Below are 16,202 nucleotides of genomic sequence, written 5' to 3'. Positions count from 1 at the left end.
CGAGCCAGCGGAAGTGCGCATTCCGGGTGCGCTGACCTCTTTTTTCCGGGGCCGGTGGCCGCCTGTTCGCTCGGCCACGGTCATCCCCGGCGCACGGTACGAGACGTGTGCCGTGTGCTCGGTTTTCAAGGATTCACTCTGGCTGCATGAAGTGCAGCGGTGCTTCTTTCAACCACCCGCGGGCGGAGCCGCATGGACCGGCGTGCCGCTGCGCGCGGGTGGAATTACTCTTCGCGAAGGAAGCGAGGGACATGGCCAGAGCGGGAGTACAAGCGCAGACCCTGTGCGATGAGACGAAGGAAGGATGGCTGCGTGCGCGCCCGTATCGCCCCAGGATGGAGGCGCCGGAGCGGGGCTTGTGGCCGCTGGGCTTCGGGGGCAGTCGCGACGGGCTGCTCTACGTGCCCAGGGAGTACCGGGCGGACTGTCCCGCGCCCCTGGCGGTGATGCTCCACGGAGCGGGGGACAACGCACGCCACGCCTTGAGCCCATGGCGGACGCTCGCGGACGAGGTGGGCCTCATCCTGCTCGCGCCGGACTCCCGGGGAGCGTCGTGGGATCTCATCCTCGAGGACGGGTATGGGCCGGACGTGTCCTTCATCGACCAGTCGCTGGCGTATGTCTTCGAGCGCTATGCCGTGGACCCGGGGCGCATCGCGCTCGAGGGCTTCTCGGACGGAGCGTCGTATGCCCTGTCACTGGGCCTCACCAATGGGGTCCTGTTCACCCACGTGGTGGCGTTCTCGCCGGGCTTCCTGACCCTGGCATCACGGAGTGGCGAGCCGAAAGTCTTCCTCAGCCATGGGGTGGAGGACGAGGTGCTGCACATCGAGCCGTGCAGCCGGAGCATCCTCCCGCTGGTGGAGGAGGCGGGCTACGCGGTGCATTACCGCGAGTTCGACGGGCCACACACCATTCCTCCCGAGATCGCTCGCGAGGCGCTGGCCTGGTTCACCACACGGTAGAAGGGCGAGCCTCGGACTACACCGAGGCCAGCACCGGCTCCACGGTGCGCAGCACGGCGTCCAGGCACTGGAGTCCTTCCTGGCGCACCGCCTCGGCCGCCGCCCTCGCCCAGGACACCACCTCGCGCCGGTCCTGCTCGGACATGCCGTGGAAGCGCGCGTCCCCCGAGCGGATGTCCTCGGCCACGTGCGCCGCCACGCCCAGGTTTCGCCCCGCCGCCTCGGCCCGCTCCGCCAGCGCCGTGCCCTCCCACAGCACCCGCAGGTACAGCGCCCACTGCGCTCCGGCGATTCCCTCGGCCACCTGTTTGAAACGCGGCGCCGTCCACGTGTCCGTGCGCACCTCGAGCGCCTGCAACCCCGCCGCCGTCACCATCGCTCCCGCCGCCTCCGTCAGCACCGGCGCCGGCAGCTCCGCCCGTGCCAGCGTGGCGAAGCACAGCGACTGCAACGCGAACTGCACCCCGGGCCCCTCCCGCTGGGGCCTCGCGAGGTACGTGCACTCGCCATCCGCCAGGTCGTCCGCCAGGTTGGCCGCGCACGCGCAGAAGAAGAGGCCCGCCGCGCGCCGCAGCAGCACTTCGCGCCCGAGCCCTGCCTCCGTTCCCGCCGCGTACAGCAGTGCCAGCGGCCCGGGCCGGCCTGCCTCCAGCGCCGCCAGGATGTCCCGCTCGGCCTCCTCCGGGAGCCCGTGCTGGCGCAGCGCGCGCAGGGCCTCCTGGAAGACGGCGCCCGCGCTCATCTCACTTCCCGCGGCAGGAGGATGCGCAGCTGCGCCCCTCCCGTAGACCGGTTGTTGCGCTCCAGCGTGCCGCCGCTCGCGCGGATGAGGCACTCGGAGGTGTAGAGGCCCAGGCCCGTGCCGTTGGGCTTCGTGGTGGACAGGCCCTCGATGGGGGCATTCAGCCTCTCCGCCGGGAAGCCCGGGCCGTCGTCGGCGATGAGCAGCTCCAACCGCCCGCTGTACGGCTCGGGGCGCGCGAGGATGTCCACCTCCGCGGCTCCCCGCTTGCCGTCTCCCTCGCACGCGTTGAGCACCAGGTTCTCCACCACCCGCCTCAGCGTGGTGATGCCCCCTCGCACCAGGGCGTGGGACGCCTGCTCCTCCACCTTCACCTGGATGCGCACCTCCGGGAAGCGCCAGCCCAGGCTCGTGCGCACCGACTCCAGCACCGGGACGATGTGCACGTTCTCCGGATCGCTGCTCACCGAGCGCCGCCCCTTCTGGCGGATCTCCATCACCATCTCGCGGATGCGCGCCAGGCCCTCGTTGACCTCGCGCACCAGTTCCTCGAACTCGGCGCGGGGCAGGGCATTGCGCTGCACGCCCATGACGGAGAGCACGTCCGCCGCGGCGCTCACGCTCATCAACGCGTTGTTGATGTCATGGTTGTAGCCGAGGATTTGCACCATGGCCTGGGACAGCCGGCCCACGTCGCGCTCCTGCTGCTCCAGCATCTGCGCCTGCACGGCGGCGCGCAGTTGCTCGGCCTCGGCGCGGGCCTGGTCGTGCTTCAGGGCGAAGGTGCCCGTGTACAGCTCCAGCATGATGGCCAGCGGCGCCATGACGGCGAAGAGGGCCACATGGGCCTCGGTGCGGACCAGCAGCGCCGCCAGCCCCAGCGCCACCGCGGTGCCCAGCGCGAGGAAGGGCTGGGTCGGCGCCACGCGGTGCAGCCGGCCGTGGTAGCCGGTGGTGAAGAGCAGCACCGCCGCGAACACCAGGGCTCCGGGCATCACCGCCAGGGCCATCAACGCCGCCAGGAAGAACTGCAGGGCCGCCGTCCCCGTCACCAGGTACAGCCAGCCCCACGTCTCGATGCGTTGGCGCCCCCGGTGCAGCAGGGCGAAGCCGATGCCCAGCACCAGGCCCGGTGCCAGACAGGCCATGGCCCTGCCGAAGGACAGGCCGAAGAAGCGCTCCGCGCCGGGAGCCCAGGTTGCCAGCGCGAGCACCGCGGGGATGACGAGCGCGGAGCTCAGCCAGGCCTGCGGCGACGCGGCGGCCAGCACCTCCTGGGTGTCCTGCGAGCGCACCCAGTGCTTGAAGGCGTCATGGACGAGTCGGCGCCAGCGAACGGGAAGGCTCATAGAGGGTCGTGGTGGGCTCAGAGGGTGGCGGTCAGGTAGAAGCCCGCCGCCTTGTTGATGGAGTTGGCCTCCTTGCCCACCTGCTGCACGCGGCGGTTCAGCTCATTGAAGATGTCTGGATTGCCCCGGTGTGTGACGTTCACCTCCACCGTGCCGCCGGCCAGCACCTGGTGGATGGCTTCCAGGATGGGCATCACCTCGGGGCTGATGCGCAGCTCGCCGTCGGGGCCCTCCACGGCTCCCAATTCCTGGATGCGCATCAGGTACTCGCCCAGCGAAGAAGCCACGGTCAACCCCACCACACGAGGACCACGGATGTCGTTGTAGCTCATTGCTGCGTTTCCTCCGCCGGCACGGATGCCGGACTGTTGTCTGCGTGAATCGGGGGCTGTGTGGGGGGGGACGTTTCACGGGCTCGTGGGGAGCGTGGAGAGCAGCGCCTCCAACTCCTGGCGCCCGAAGGGCTTGGCCTGGAACCACTGCATGCCGGGCTGTTCGACGAAGTCCGGAGGGCAGTGCGTGCCCGAGATGAGCACGCGGCGGGCGAGCGGCACATGGGCCTCGGCCCAGCGCAGGAAGCCGGTGCCCGTCTCGCCCTCGTTGAGGTGCTGGGCCGCGAGGATGATGTCCACGGCGGGGTCCCCCTCCAAGGTGGCACGGGCCTCGGCGGCGGAGCCGGGGCAGCGCACCTCGTGGCCGAGCACCCGCAGCGTGCGCTCCAGCCCGCGCGAGACACGGGCATCGCAGTCCAGCACCAGGACCTTCATGAGAGGGCCTCCTGGAGGGAGACGGTGTGGAACCAGCCGCGGGGAGGCGCGAGGTACAGGCCGCCGCCCACCGCGGTGGCGTAGCGCAGCAGGGCATCCGGAGTCTGGCCTCCGGTGCCCAGCAGCGAGTCCAGCGAGCGCGCGTAGGAGTCCGGATCCGCTGCGGCGGCCACGAAGGCCAGGCCCTCCTCGCCGCCCTGACGGAAGGGGAAGCCGCGGCGGATGAGGAGATGGTTCTCCCCGGCGCCGGACGCGCGTGCGCGGAGGATGTGGGCTTCGGCGGGCGCATCCACGACGAGCTCGCCGTCGCGGGTGCGGCCCACCACGTTCGCCTGGGCCCGGGGCTGGAGGCGGCCGAAGCGCTCCAGGTCCTGCTGGAAGCGCAGGTAGAGCAGCCACGAAGCTCCAGCCAGGGGACCCGAGGGCACGATGGCGGCGTGCCGCACGTGCTCGCGGGTGGGGCGCAGCAGGCCATCGCGGAAGCCGAAGGCATCGCGTCCCTCGCCGATTCGGCCGCCGAGCAACTCCTCCTCCAGGGAGAGCACCCCCTTGGAGAGCGCGAGGACGCGCCGCAGGGACTCCAGCAGCAGCTCGCGGTTGCCCGTGCTCACGTGCACGAGCACATGGGACTGGGAGGAGGGAAAGCGCGCGGTGGGGCCCTCGCGAGGCAGCAGCGCGGGGCGCACGGGCACCTCGGGCAGCAGCGCGGGCTCCAGTCCGAGCACCAGGTTCAGGCCTTGGGTGGTGCTCAGCTCTTCATGGATGGAGGACACCACTTCGCGCAACTGCGGGAGGGCCACGCTGCGGCTGAGCCGGAGAACGGCAACACCACTGAAAGCGCCAGGCGAATGGAAGAGCCCTTCCTGTGGTTGCATCGCTGTCTCCCCCCACCCTCGTACCGATGTTCCGGTGTAAGGGCTTTCTTGTTGGCGGAGATTGCTCATCCGCCGCGTGAAGTGGAGCAGAACCCGGCGGGTCACGTGAAGTCAAACGGCATACGGGTGGAATGTCGTTTTCGCGTCGCGCCAACGGCGGGGAACCCTGATGGGTTGTCCACGAGGGGACGCTCTGAAGGGTGATACTTCTTCTCTGGCACCGCCCCTCCCGCCTGGCATCTCCGCCGCCGTTTCACTCGGGAGCGGTGGGGTCCTCTCCTGAGGCTCGGGCTCGCGCGCCGCGCTGTCACATGGCCCGTGGGGCGATTGACGGATTGTCCCTTGCTGACAGGGGTGGGGCCGGCCCAAGTCCCCGGAATCCGGAGCGGGAGCGGGTTGGAACGGCATGTGTAGAGGGAGGAGCGCACCAGGAGGTCCCCGCCATGTGCCGTCCGGTCCCCATGTCCCGCGTGTTCTCCCTCACCGACCACTTCCTCGAGCGCAGTGCGCTCCGGCAGCTCCGCGACGACGTGCTCGACTTCATCCTCGAGTTCGGCGTCCGGGCGCGGGCCAGCGGGATGACGCATGTCACGGTGCTGGAGAGGGATTTGCCGGTCACCTGGAGGGACTCGGCGTTGGCGAGACAGGCGCGTGGGTGGATCCTCCTGCTGAGCGACGAGGAGCGGCTCGTCACCTGCTACCGGCGCGGGGACGCGAACCGCTTCATCCGCCGCAAGCCGAAGCGCCGGCTGTCCAGGATGCAGCTCCAGCTCGCCTGAGCCTCCGCCCTGGAAGCGGAACAGGGCCCCGTCGCCCGGCGTGCCGGGGAGCAACCCACCCACCGTGCATTCTCTGTCCGCCCGTGACGAGGACCCCATCTTCCGACCGGAGGAGGTGTGTCCATGGCCAGGCCCAGGCAGGTGAGCGAGCGCGAGGCGCACGGAGAGGTGGAGCGGGTCCTCTACGAGATGAGGCAGACGCTGCGGGTGACGGGGCTGGACGTGACGGTGCTCACGTGGGCGGGCTTCGAGCGCTTCCTGGTGGGGATGTGGGAGGCGATGGGGCCGAACGCGGAGACGCGGGCATTCGAGTCGGCGGCGGACGAGGTGCGCGCGCAGTCGGTGGAGGCGGCGGAGCGCTTCGAGCGGCTGGGCGCGTGGGACGCGGTCTCGCTGGGGGAGAGCCAGCGCTACCAACTGCGAGGGGCCCTGGCGCTGTACCACTACCTGAATCCGAAGATGCTGGTGTTCACCTCGGCGGTGAAGCTGGCGTTGCAGGACGAGGCCGTGGGAGCGCTTCAGCCGCTGGGGAGCGCGGAGCGGGTGGAGCGGGGGGCTCCGGCGCGGATGATGGCGATGGAGTGGGTGCCGGAGCGGCCGGACGACGCACGGCTGCGGAGCCTCTTCAAGGACATCCTCGAGACGGTGGGGCCGCCGTCGCTGCCGGGGGACTACCGGGGGCTGGCGCTGTGGCCGGAGTACCTGGAGGCGGTGTGGGAGCGGCTGGGGCCGCGGATGAAGAGCTCGGAGTGGGCGCGGGCCTGTGATGCATTGCTGGTCACATCCCGGAGGCTGGCGAGGGAGCTGCCGTACGAGGTGGCGCTGTCGAGGGAGCGTCTGGACGTACTGCACGAGGACGCGGAGGCCATCCTGCGGGTGACGGACCAGTGCGAGTGGCGGTTGCCGGTGCTGGTGCTCGGGATGGCGGCGCAGGTGACGGACGCGGGGGACCTGGAGCGGCGGGTGCCCTTCCCGGCGGAGCCTCGGCTGGTGCCGGACTTCGTGGCGGCGGAGGAGTTGCGATGAACTGGCGCGACTATCAATCGAGGCAGCGGGTGGTGGAATTGGGCCACCGGTTCATCAGCTACGTGGACCAGGGGCGGGGCGAGTCGATGGTGCTCCTGCATGGAATCCCCACGTGGGGCTTCCTGTGGAGCGGGCTGCTGCCGGCGCTCTCCATGACCCACCGGGTGCTGATTCCGGACCTGCTGGGGTATGGGTACTCGGACCGGAGGGACTGCTTCGACCGGTCCATCGCCCGGCAGGCGGAGGCGTTGGATGCGTGGATGGACCAGCTGGGCGTGGAGAACGCGCTGGTGGTGGGGCACGACGTGGGCGGAGGCGTGGCGCAACACCTGGCGCTCCGCTTCCCGCGGCGGGTGTCGAGGCTGTGCCTGATGAACAGCGTCTGCTTCGACGCGTGGCCCCTCGAGCTGATGGTGCAGTTGGGCCACCCGGGCGTCGCGCGGAGGCTGTCGGCGCAGGCGGTGCATCGGACGTTGAAGGTGGCCCTGAAGCGGGCGGGCTTCGCGGAGACGCCGCCGGAGGGAGTGGTGGAGGGGCTGTTGGAGCCGTACGCGACGGACGTGGGGGAGACGTCCCTGGTGCGCGACGCGGTGGCGCTGAACACCAATCAGACACAGGAGCTGGTGCCGAAGCTGTCGCACGTGGCGGTGCCCACGCGGGTGGTGTGGGGCGTGGACGACACCATTCTGCCGGTGAAGTGGGGAGCGCGGCTGGCGTGGGAGATTCCGGGAGCGAGGCTGGTCCGGGTGGAGCGTGCGAGGCACTTCCTCATGTGGGACCAGCCTCACGCGGTGATGACGGCGCTGTACGAGTTCCTTGGAATGGAGGCTCGGCCGGAGCTGGAGGGAGCAGGCGCCCCATTGATGTGAAGGCCCGTCATCTTTCGTCATGAACGAGCAATGAGCTCGAAAGAGGGCCGTAAGAGATTCTCAAGGTGTGAAGTCCACTCTGTCGAGTGTGCGGGGGCGGCGTGAGGGCCGGCCGCCGTCCCCGCCGCCAAGGAGGTCCTGTGAAACCACCTCGAATCCACGCGCCCCTGCTGGGGAGCGCTCTGGTCTGGGGTCTGTTCGTCCTCGCGGGTTGCGGCACCTCCAGCGGGGCGACCCACCCGGCGAGTACCCCGGAGGATGCGGCGCCGAAGCAGGCCTGCTCGGACGCCTCGAGCTGCCGGGATGCCCTGGCGGAGCTGAAGGGCGTCCTTCCCACGTCGGCGTGCGAGCTGCAAAAGCGGGCCGAGATCGCCCAGAGCGCCTGCTCCCTGGGCGTGGGTGAGGGCTGCACCGAGCTCGGACGGATGGAGAAGGGAGACACCGCGCGCTCTCTGTTCCGGAGGGCCTGTGACCAGGGGGATGGCGAGGGGTGCGCCCGGCATGGGCTCTCGACGCTCCTGGGCGAAGGGGTGGCTCGGGACGAAGCCGCGGGACGGGCCGAGCTCCAGGAGGCGTGTGACAAGTACCCGCGGGCCGCGTGTGGAATCGCCGCGCTCGGGCTCACGGCGGATGCGCGTCAGCGGGGCGCCGCTCCGGAGCCGGAATGGATTGCCCTGTTCGAGCAGCGCGGCTGCGACGCGGGAGACGGCCTCTCCTGCCAACTCCTGGGTGACGCGTTCCACGCGGGACTGGGCGTCTCCCAGGACATCGGCAAGGCCTTCGAGCTCTACGCACGCGCCTGCGACGCGGGCAATGGCACGGCGTGCGCGAACCAGGCGGTGCTGTCCCTCCAGCCAGGAGAGGCCGGGGACGCCACGCGCGCCGAAGACCTCTTCTCTCGCGGGTGTGCACTCGGCTCCTCGGAGGCGTGCCGGCTCCTCGTGCTCGAGAACCAGGAACACCAAGGGCGCGTGAAGGACGATGCCGCGCAACAGGCGCTCTTCCGTCAGGCGTGCGACCGGGGCGCGGCGGTGGGGTGTCTCGCGCTCTACGATGCGCTCCGGCACCAGCCGCGGGATTCCGCGACGTCGCTCGAGATGCCGGGGCTGCTGAAGCGCGCGTGCCGGTTCGGAGAGGCGAAAGCCTGCGAGTTCCTGGAGGACATCTCCCGTGCGGCCTGGAAGCAGTGCGGTGGGGGAGCCGCCGCGGCCTGCGGGGTGATTGGAACGCTCCTGGTCAGCCAGCCCTCCTTCGGGAACGAGGCCACGGAGGGAATGCAGCTCCTCCAGCGGGCCTGTCTGGAAGGAGACGCGGCGAGTTGCACGCTGGTGCGCGGACTGGCGCCCCGCGCGAGCGAGCTGTCCTGCCGTTCGGAGTGAACATGTGCCGGACGTGACGCTCGGGGGCGGGCCGGGGGGAGGGCATACTCCACTCGCGCGGGCATGACGCCTGGAGCGGAGGAATCGACGAGATGGGCCTTCCCGAGCGTCCCCGAGTGGTCATCACCGGAGCGGGCAGCGGACTGGGGCGAGCGCTGAGCGTGGAGCTGGCGCGTCGGCGGGGACGGGTGGTGGTGTCGGACGTGAACGAGGACGCGGCGCGGGAGACGGCGCGCGGAGTGGAGCGGGAGGGCGGCGAGGCGCGAGTGGTGCGCTGTGACGTCACGAAGCCGGAGCAGGTGGAGGCGCTGGCGAGGGAGAGCCGGGCGGCGTTCGGCGGGGTGGACCTGCTGGTGAACAACGCGGGCGTGGCGGGCGCGGGCGAGGTGGGAAAGCTGCCGCTGGCGGAGTGGAAGTTCGTGCTGGACGTGAACCTGTGGGGAGTCATCCACGGGTGCCACTACTTCGTGCCGCTGCTGCGCGAGCAGGGGAGGGGACACATCCTGAACATTGCCTCGGCGGCGGGGCTGCTGTCGGCGCCGTACCTGGCGCCCTACAACGTGTCGAAGGCGGCGGTGGTGGCGTTGTCGGAGACGCTGCTGGCGGAGCTGAAGGAGGCCGGCATCGGGGTGTCGGTGGCCTGTCCGATGTTCTTCCGGACGAACATCGCGGCGTCGGCGCACATCGTGGAGGACGAGGCGGGGAGGCGGCTCAAGGAGCTGGCGTCGACGCTGGTGGAAGGCGCGGCGGTGGAAGCGGACGACGTAGCGCGCGACTGCGTGCGCGGAGTCGAGCACGGCGCGTTCTACGTGCTGCCGATGGCGAGTGGCCGGTGGGCGTGGAGGCTGAAGCGCCTGTCGCCCGAGGTCTTCGTACGAGGCGGAAACCTCATACAAAAGCACGTGCTCGAGCGGCTCGCGAGGAGGCGGTAGCGCGGCAATGGCTCCGCGCCCTGACGCCTATCTGTCACGACTGGACGCAGGTGAATCTCTCATTCACCTGCGTGCGGTGGGCCGGGTGGACTACTCGGTCAGGCCGGGGTCCAGGAGGTAGGTGATGCGCACGAGGAACTCGCGGCTGAACACGGGCATCGGGGCCTGGCCGCCGTTGTAGGGCTGCGCGACCCGGAAGTCGGTCCCCAGCAGGTTGTAGACGCCCGCTCCGATGTCCAACCCTTGCGTGCCCACGTTCTGGGCGTGCACGAACAGGTTGAGGAGCAGCTGGGTCGGCAGCGTCTGCACCGTGGACACACCCGCATCGTCCGGCGCGCTGACGGCATAGCGCTGGCCCACCAGGACGGCCGTGGGGCTCACCGAGAGCCACGGCAGCAGCTTCACGTTGCCCGAGAGCGTGGCCTTGTGCGTCGGCAGACCCGTGAAGGCATCCGTGCGTCCGGGTACCAGGTAGTCCTCCACGTCATTGCGGCCGGACGGGGTGTAGAACGAATAGCCGAGCGCCACGCGTCCCCAGCTTCCGCGCAGGTGGTAGTCGACCTCGATACCGCGGCTGCCCAGACGCCCCAGGTTCCGGTAGGCCTCGGAGTTCGTCTCGGCGTCGTAGGAGTAGATGATGGGGTCCGCCACACCCACGTCGAAGGCATTCACGCTCAACGCGTGTCCCTCGCCGAGCCGCAGGCTTCCCTCCAGCTCGAAGACGGTGGTGCGCTCGGGCCGGACATTGGCTCCGAGGCTGATGTTCTCCACGCCGGGAGCGCGGAATGCGCGGCTGAAGAGCGCCTTGCCGCTGAAGGGTCCGAACGACCGGAGCAACACCAGACGCGGCACGAAGGAGTCACCGAACGCGCTGTGCCGCTCGTAGCGGGCACCGGCCACGACGGTGACGATGGGGTTCTCGGAGAACGCCTCGATGAAGCCCGCGACGTTCTGGTAGGAGACCCGGTCGAGCCCTTCCCCGAAAGCGGTCTGCAGACCCACCCCCGCAGGGCCTTGAAGCACGCCCTGGTCGAAGGCCACGTCCGCGCCGCCGGTGAGCTGGAGGATGTCGAAGGGAGCCCAGCGCGCGACCAGGCGGCCTCGCAGACGCCGCACCTGCTTGTCGTAATAGAACGCCGAGTTGGGGTCCGCGTCGCGGTACGGCTCCTGGAGGGTGAGGTTGATGCGGGGGATGATCTCCAGCCGGTCGCTCGGACGGAACCGGTCGGTGAGCTCGGCGTGGAACGAGTCGAAGTTCGTGGGGGCCGGAGCCGGCAGCACCTCGTCGAAGGCGACGACGGCCGTGGTGGCGTAGCGCTGGTACAGCATGCTCAGTTGCAGGTCGCGGTAGCCCACGCCCGCCTGGGCCGTGATGGGATTGAGGTTCGTCTTTCCTGCCATGCCCACCGAGTTGCCGTAGAAGTCCTGGAAGACGGCATCGCTCCGCTGGCCCTGGCCCACCGACGCCGAGGCGAAGACGCTCAGTCCCGGCGCGCTCTCGAAGACCTTGCGCCCGGAGACGGTCAGGCTCCGCCGCCCGTTGACGGTCGAATACTCGCCATACGTGCCCGACACCATCAGGTCCGTGCTGCCCTGGATGCCTCGCGTGACGACGTTGACCACGGCGAGCTCGGCGTTGCCGCCGTAGATGACCGAGCCGGGTCCACGCACCACCTCGATGCGCTCGATGAGCTCGATGGGGAACTCGTGGCCGAGCTGGAACGTCGAGTAGAGCTGCTCGTTCATCTCCTTGCCGTCGATGAGCAGGAGCACCTTGCCTTCCTGCCCCCACAGTCCGCGGAAGCCGGGCCCGATGGCGCCCTGCACGTCCGCGCCGAAGAAGAAGCCCGGCACCATCAACAGCACGTCCATCAAGTCCCGCGCGCCGGAGCCGCGAATCTCGTCAGCCGTCACGGCGGTGACGACCGCAGGCGAGTCATGGAGCTTGGTGATGGCGAACGATGCGACCTGGCTATGCACCTCCTCGTCACCGATGGCCTCGGTCGTGCCCTGCGCCTCCTCCACCGGCTTGTCCTGCGTGGCCGCCGGTGCCATGGCGGATGGTGAGGCGGTCTGTGCTCGGGTGGGGCCCGCGCACAGGAGGAGGAAGACCAATGAGAAAATACTGCCAGGCAACCGGCGGTTGCGATGCATTCGGACCTCTCTGCATGGGAGCGCGCCGGCCTCTCGAGGGTCCAGCACGCGGACGAACAGTGTACTGGCGCTCACCGCACGCGGAAGTTTCCGGCGCGCGCGGTGGACGCCTCAGCGAACGCGGACGCTGGCGCGGCGGCCCGGCTCGACCTCGACGGTCATCCGCCGTTTCACCTCGCCATTGACGCGGATCTCCACACGGGCCTGGCCCGCCGGGATGTCCCGGGCCGTGACGGGCGGGAAGCCATAGGGCCGGTTGTTGATCCACACCTCGCCGTAGATGGAGGGAGACGAGACATCCAGGTCGCCCTTTCCTGTGGCCGCCGCGGGGCGAGCCGCGACGGGAGCTGGCGATTCGGCGCGGGGCTCGGGCGCCGCGGTGGTGGTGGCCGCGGGGCTCGGCGAGGCCTGCGCGGGCGCGGCCACGGCGGGCGCGGCGGTGGTGGGCTCGGGCGCCGACCGGGTGGGCGCCGGTGGAGGAGCGCTCGGCGGGGCGAGCTCCGCCGTCAGGTCACGGTTGATCGACCGGACCGCGTCCTCGGCCACCTCCACCGTGTCCTCGAACAACCGTTTGTCTCCCTGCGCGAGCGCCACCCGGTGCGTTCCTGCCCGCACGGTCAGGCGCGCGGGGGTGAGGTCCATGGTCTTTCCATCCACCAGCACCACCAGGCCCGGGGGCGTCGACGTCACGAGCAGCAATCCGTTGCGAGTCGTCTCGGCGGCCTCCGGAGGCTCCTCCTTGGTGGCCCGCGTGCGCATGGCCACCCGGACGGGTTTGGCCTTCGCCGCCGGCTTGGCCGCGGGCGTGGGCTCGGGCTGCGGCTTCGCTGGCTCATCGCGCGGCTTGGAGTGCTCGCGCGTCTGGAGATCCGACGCGATGCGCAGCAGCTCCACGAGGTCTCCCTTGTCCTTGCGCAGACTCAGCGCCTCGGTGAACTCGGCCACGGCCTTGCTGTAGTCGCGATCCTCCAGGGCGGCGAGGCCCGCGGCCCGCCGGGCGCGGGCGAGTCCAGCGTTGGCCTCTTCCGCGGCGGCGGCCTTGGCGGCTTCCTCGGCCGGAGTCGGAGTCGGCGCGGCGGGTTGGGGGGGCGCAACGGGGACCGGAGTCGCGCTGGCGGAATTGGCGGCGAGGGGCGGGGCCTCCACGGAAGCCGGAGTGCGCCGGCCGCGAATCACCATGTACGCCACGGCATTGATGGCGACGGTGCCCAGCAGAATGACGACGATCCACGTTTTCTGTTTCATCAACGTCTCACTCCCGCTCTGGGAGGCAACTCCGCCGCGGCGCCTCGCTTCGAGCGGGGCCACGGCCGTTGCCTCTCAGGCGACGAAGTACCAGAACAGGGCGCTTCCAATGGCCGCGACACCCGCGGCCGCGGCGATCCCCCACGGAATCCCTTCCGGCTCCGTGCGCTGCGGGGCGCTGCCACCCTCGATGCTCGTGGCCGGGGTGGTTCCCTCTTCCTCGAGGTCCACCGGCAGGGGCTTCGGCAAGGTTTTCGGCTTGGAGTCCGAGACGCCGCTCGGCGTCCGGCCCGTCCCCACCCCGCTTCCGGCCAACGAGCCGACTACGGGGACGGCAGTCGAGTGGCGGCCCGCCTTGTCGGGCGGGAACAGCGTCGCCATCAGCGTGGCGAGCTCCCGGCCGCTCGACGTCCAGTTCTGCGCCGCGCGGAAGCGCTCCAGGTCCTCGTGGACCTCGCGAGCGCTCTGGTAGCGGGCGTTGGGGTCCTTCGCGAGCAACTGGAGGATGATGCGCTCCAGGGCGGGAGGGAAGCCCGGGACCACCTCGGACGGTGGGGGCACCTCCGCATGCGAGGCGGCCAGGATGGTGGCCTCGATGGTGTCGCGCTTGTACAGGCGGCGCCCGGTGGCGGCCTCGTACAGGACGATGCCGAGCGAGAAGAGATCCGAGCGATGATCCAACTCCCGGTTGGAGATCTGCTCCGGGGACATGTACGCGTACTTGCCCTTCACCACGCCGGCGACGGTGCGCTCGAGGTTGACGGTGCTCTTGACGATGCCGAAGTCCGCCAGCTTGATGATGCCGTCGCGCGACACCAGGATGTTGCCCGGGGTGATGTCGCGGTGCACCAGGCGCAGCGGCGTCCCATCCGGCAGCGTCTTGGCATGGGCGTAGGACAGTGCGCTGGCCACCGCGATGCCCACGTCCACGGCCACGCGCGTGCCCAGCGGGAACGACGCGCTCCACGCATGCCGCAGCACCCGGTCCAGCGCCGCGCCCTGAATCCACTCCATGGCGAGGTAGTACTGCCCGTCGATCTTCCCGAAGTCGAAGACCTGGACGATGTTCGGGTGGGTCAGCAGCGCGGCGACCTTCGCCTCGTCGGCGAACATCCGGCTGAAGGCCTCCAGGCTCGCGTACTCCGGGAGGATTCGCTTGATGACGCACGTCTTGGAGAAGCCATCAGGACCATCGATGGAGGCCAGGAAGATGTGCGCCATTCCTCCAGACGCGAGCTGCTGGAGAAGACGGTATTTCCCGAAGTACACCTCTTCTCCGGGAGATGGGGATGACGCTGGTGACGCGTTGAGCCTGTCCACAGCTGGCCTCAAGATCTGATGAGCTTGGAAAGTCCGGTAGGATATAGGCGCTGTCCAGCTCCCACAAGATTAGCGCCGGTTATTCCCTGTTCCTGGGATCAGGGCCCTCCGCATGTCATTGGAGCCCAAAGCGAGATGATTTCTCTCTTTGTGAGAATGACTGAAATGGAGGAAATGGGCGCGAGGGCCTGATCGCCCTAGGGCTCGCGGTCGGGCTCGGAGTCGGGCTCGGAGCCGGGCGCGGAGTCGCCGAGCGGCATGCGCAGGGCGCGGGCCTTGCGGGCGCGCTTGCGGCTGAGCTCGACGCCCACGGCATCCAGCCCGAGGTCATTGGCGACGGCGAGCACGGTGCCATGGCCGCAGAAGGGGTCGACGATGGTGCGGGTGGGGGTGTTGTCGAGCACGTAGCGGCAGGCGACGAGACACGCCTGGACGCCCATGCCGCGGGTCCACGTCACCTCGCCGGCCTGGGGGAGCACATCGGCGGTGGACTTCGAGAGGTCGGCGCGGAGGCCTCGCGAGAAGCACAGCATGTGCGAATACGCGGGCCGTCCGAAGGTGACACCGCCGGGGGGAGCACGGCAGACAACCTTGTGCCACAGCAGCGAGTGCCCCAGCTGTTCGGCGGCCTTCTGGATGAGGTAGCCCTTGTCGACCCAGGTCCCATCCTTCTTGATGTCCGTCTGGAAGAAGATGGTGACGCCGTCGTCGGGGCAGCGAGACAGGACGAGCGAGGCGGTGCGGACGAACCAGTCCTTCCACTCGGCGAGCGTGAACGATGGGAACTCGGACACGTCGGGCATGGAGGTGATGAGCGAGCACCCGGCGAGCACACCCTGGGCCTCCAACCACGCCAGGGCGTCCGCGCAGTGAACCGTCCTCTTCCCCTGAGGGGGTGCTTGCTCCACGCGATGCTCGTCCGAGACCATTCCGCGCATCCGGCTATCACGCGGCCTGGGGAAAGAACAGTCAGCGGCGCTTGACGGCGAAGGGGCCGAAGCCCTGGTCCGCCGGCATGACCTCGACCACGTTGATGTTCACATGGGCGGGGCGGGTGACCGTCCACAGGACGATGTCCGCGATGTCGGCGGCGGTGAGCGGCTCCATGCCCTCGTAGACCTTGTTCGCGCGCTGGGCATCGCCCTTGAAGCGCACGACCGAGAACTCGGTTTCGACCATGCCGGGCTGCACATCGGTGACCCGCACGCGCGTGCCCACGAGGTCCGCCTTCAGGTTCTGGGAGAACTGGTGCACGAAGGCCTTGGTGGCGCCGTAGACGTTGCCACCGGGGTAGGGGTAGGTGGCGGCGATGGAACCGAGGTTCACCACGTGGCCGCGGTTGCGGCGCACCATGCCCGGCAGCAGGGTGCGCGTGACGTAGACGAGCCCCTTGCAGTTGGTGTCGATCATCGTCTCCCAGTCGTCGAGCGAGGCCTCGTGGGCGGGCTCGAGCCCCAGACCGAGGCCGGCGTTGTTGACGAGCACGTCCACGTTGGCGAAGTCGGGGGGCAGCGCGGCGAGCGAGGCCTCGACGTCCTGGCGTGAGCGCACGTCGAGGATGAGTGGGTGGGAGGGAGTCTGGAGCTTCGCGGCCAGGGCCTCGAGCCGGTCGCTCCGGCGCCCCGCCAGCACGAGCCGCGCGCCAGCCTGCGAGAGAGCGAGGGCACAGGCCTCGCCGATTCCGGAACTGGCCCCGGTGACGAGGGCCGTCCATCCTTGAAGGGTTTGCATGGGGCGCGGATTGTATTGAGGCGCCGGGGGAGTGCACGCCCGCTGGAGGTGCGGGGACTGTTTCATGAA

Annotated in this window: 16 protein-coding genes; 6 read left to right on the top strand and 10 right to left on the bottom strand. The window is 69.7% G+C overall.

Annotated features, from left to right (window positions below):
• The first annotated feature begins 251 nt into the window (after positions 1-251).
• On the top strand, positions 252-965 hold the full coding sequence (locus DAT35_RS08070) for an alpha/beta hydrolase (protein WP_199242833.1): 714 nt from the start codon (positions 252-254) through the stop codon (positions 963-965).
• Between the two features lie 16 nt (positions 966-981).
• Here the strand turns inward: DAT35_RS08070 and DAT35_RS08065 are convergent, their stop codons facing one another.
• The 5 genes from DAT35_RS08065 to DAT35_RS08045 form a co-directional block, all read right to left on the bottom strand.
• Positions 982-1,707, bottom strand: a complete 726-nt coding sequence (locus DAT35_RS08065; protein ID WP_108066295.1) for a hypothetical protein — start codon at positions 1,705-1,707, stop codon at positions 982-984.
• On the bottom strand, positions 1,704-3,056 hold the full coding sequence (locus DAT35_RS08060; RefSeq protein ID WP_108066294.1) for a sensor histidine kinase: 1,353 nt from the start codon (positions 3,054-3,056) through the stop codon (positions 1,704-1,706). The genes DAT35_RS08065 and DAT35_RS08060 overlap by 4 nt, the downstream gene beginning before the upstream one ends.
• A gap of 17 nt (positions 3,057-3,073) precedes the next feature.
• Positions 3,074-3,388, bottom strand: coding sequence for a hypothetical protein (locus tag DAT35_RS08055; RefSeq protein ID WP_108066293.1), 315 nt, complete (start codon positions 3,386-3,388; stop codon positions 3,074-3,076).
• Positions 3,389-3,463: 75 nt separating this feature from the next.
• On the bottom strand, positions 3,464-3,823 hold the full coding sequence (locus tag DAT35_RS08050) for a response regulator (protein ID WP_108066292.1): 360 nt from the start codon (positions 3,821-3,823) through the stop codon (positions 3,464-3,466).
• Entirely contained in the window at positions 3,820-4,698 is an 879-nt protein-coding gene (locus DAT35_RS08045; protein WP_158501598.1) for a Dyp-type peroxidase domain-containing protein, read from the bottom strand. Before DAT35_RS08045 ends, DAT35_RS08050 begins: the two co-directional genes overlap by 4 nt.
• Before the next feature lie 443 nt (positions 4,699-5,141).
• Between DAT35_RS08045 and DAT35_RS08040 the strand changes: the two genes are divergently transcribed.
• The 5 genes from DAT35_RS08040 (at position 5,142) to DAT35_RS08020 (ending at position 9,683) form a co-directional block, all read left to right on the top strand.
• Positions 5,142-5,477: a hypothetical protein gene (locus DAT35_RS08040; protein WP_108066290.1), complete on the top strand. Its 336-nt coding sequence runs from the start codon at positions 5,142-5,144 to the stop codon at positions 5,475-5,477.
• A 123-nt stretch (positions 5,478-5,600) separates the two neighbouring features.
• Entirely contained in the window at positions 5,601-6,503 is a 903-nt protein-coding gene (locus DAT35_RS08035) for a halocarboxylic acid dehydrogenase DehI family protein (RefSeq protein ID WP_108066289.1), read from the top strand.
• Entirely contained in the window at positions 6,500-7,372 is an 873-nt protein-coding gene (locus tag DAT35_RS08030; protein ID WP_108066288.1) for an alpha/beta fold hydrolase, read from the top strand. The genes DAT35_RS08035 and DAT35_RS08030 overlap by 4 nt, the downstream gene beginning before the upstream one ends.
• A 140-nt stretch (positions 7,373-7,512) precedes the next feature.
• Positions 7,513-8,751 (top strand): tetratricopeptide repeat protein, encoded by a 1,239-nt coding sequence (locus tag DAT35_RS08025; RefSeq protein WP_108066287.1) that lies wholly within the window; start codon positions 7,513-7,515, stop codon positions 8,749-8,751.
• 92 nt (positions 8,752-8,843) lie between these two features.
• Positions 8,844-9,683 carry an SDR family NAD(P)-dependent oxidoreductase gene (locus DAT35_RS08020; protein ID WP_108066286.1) on the top strand — a complete coding sequence of 280 codons (840 nt, stop codon included), beginning with the start codon at positions 8,844-8,846 and terminating at the stop codon, positions 9,681-9,683.
• Between the two features lie 90 nt (positions 9,684-9,773).
• Here DAT35_RS08020 and DAT35_RS08015 read toward each other — a convergent pair whose 3' ends face one another.
• The 5 genes from DAT35_RS08015 to DAT35_RS07995 all read right to left on the bottom strand — a co-directional run bounded on the left by DAT35_RS08015 (position 9,774) and on the right by DAT35_RS07995 (position 16,133).
• Entirely contained in the window at positions 9,774-11,738 is a 1,965-nt protein-coding gene (locus DAT35_RS08015; RefSeq protein ID WP_108066285.1) for a TonB-dependent siderophore receptor, read from the bottom strand.
• A 210-nt stretch (positions 11,739-11,948) separates the two neighbouring features.
• Positions 11,949-13,082 (bottom strand): PEGA domain-containing protein, encoded by a 1,134-nt coding sequence (locus DAT35_RS62070; RefSeq protein ID WP_108066284.1) that lies wholly within the window; start codon positions 13,080-13,082, stop codon positions 11,949-11,951.
• Positions 13,083-13,157: 75 nt separating this feature from the next.
• On the bottom strand, positions 13,158-14,351 hold the full coding sequence (locus DAT35_RS08005) for a serine/threonine-protein kinase (RefSeq protein WP_255415149.1): 1,194 nt from the start codon (positions 14,349-14,351) through the stop codon (positions 13,158-13,160).
• A gap of 248 nt (positions 14,352-14,599) precedes the next feature.
• Positions 14,600-15,331: an SAM-dependent methyltransferase gene (locus DAT35_RS08000; protein WP_108066282.1), complete on the bottom strand. Its 732-nt coding sequence runs from the start codon at positions 15,329-15,331 to the stop codon at positions 14,600-14,602.
• 40 nt (positions 15,332-15,371) lie between these two features.
• On the bottom strand, positions 15,372-16,133 hold the full coding sequence (locus DAT35_RS07995) for an SDR family oxidoreductase (protein ID WP_108066455.1): 762 nt from the start codon (positions 16,131-16,133) through the stop codon (positions 15,372-15,374).
• Between the last annotated feature and the right edge of the window lie 69 nt (positions 16,134-16,202).

The sequence above is a fragment of the Vitiosangium sp. GDMCC 1.1324 genome, from assembly GCF_003044305.1.
Lineage (GTDB): Bacteria > Myxococcota > Myxococcia > Myxococcales > Myxococcaceae > Archangium.
This window is presented reverse-complemented; position numbering and strand designations above follow the sequence as displayed.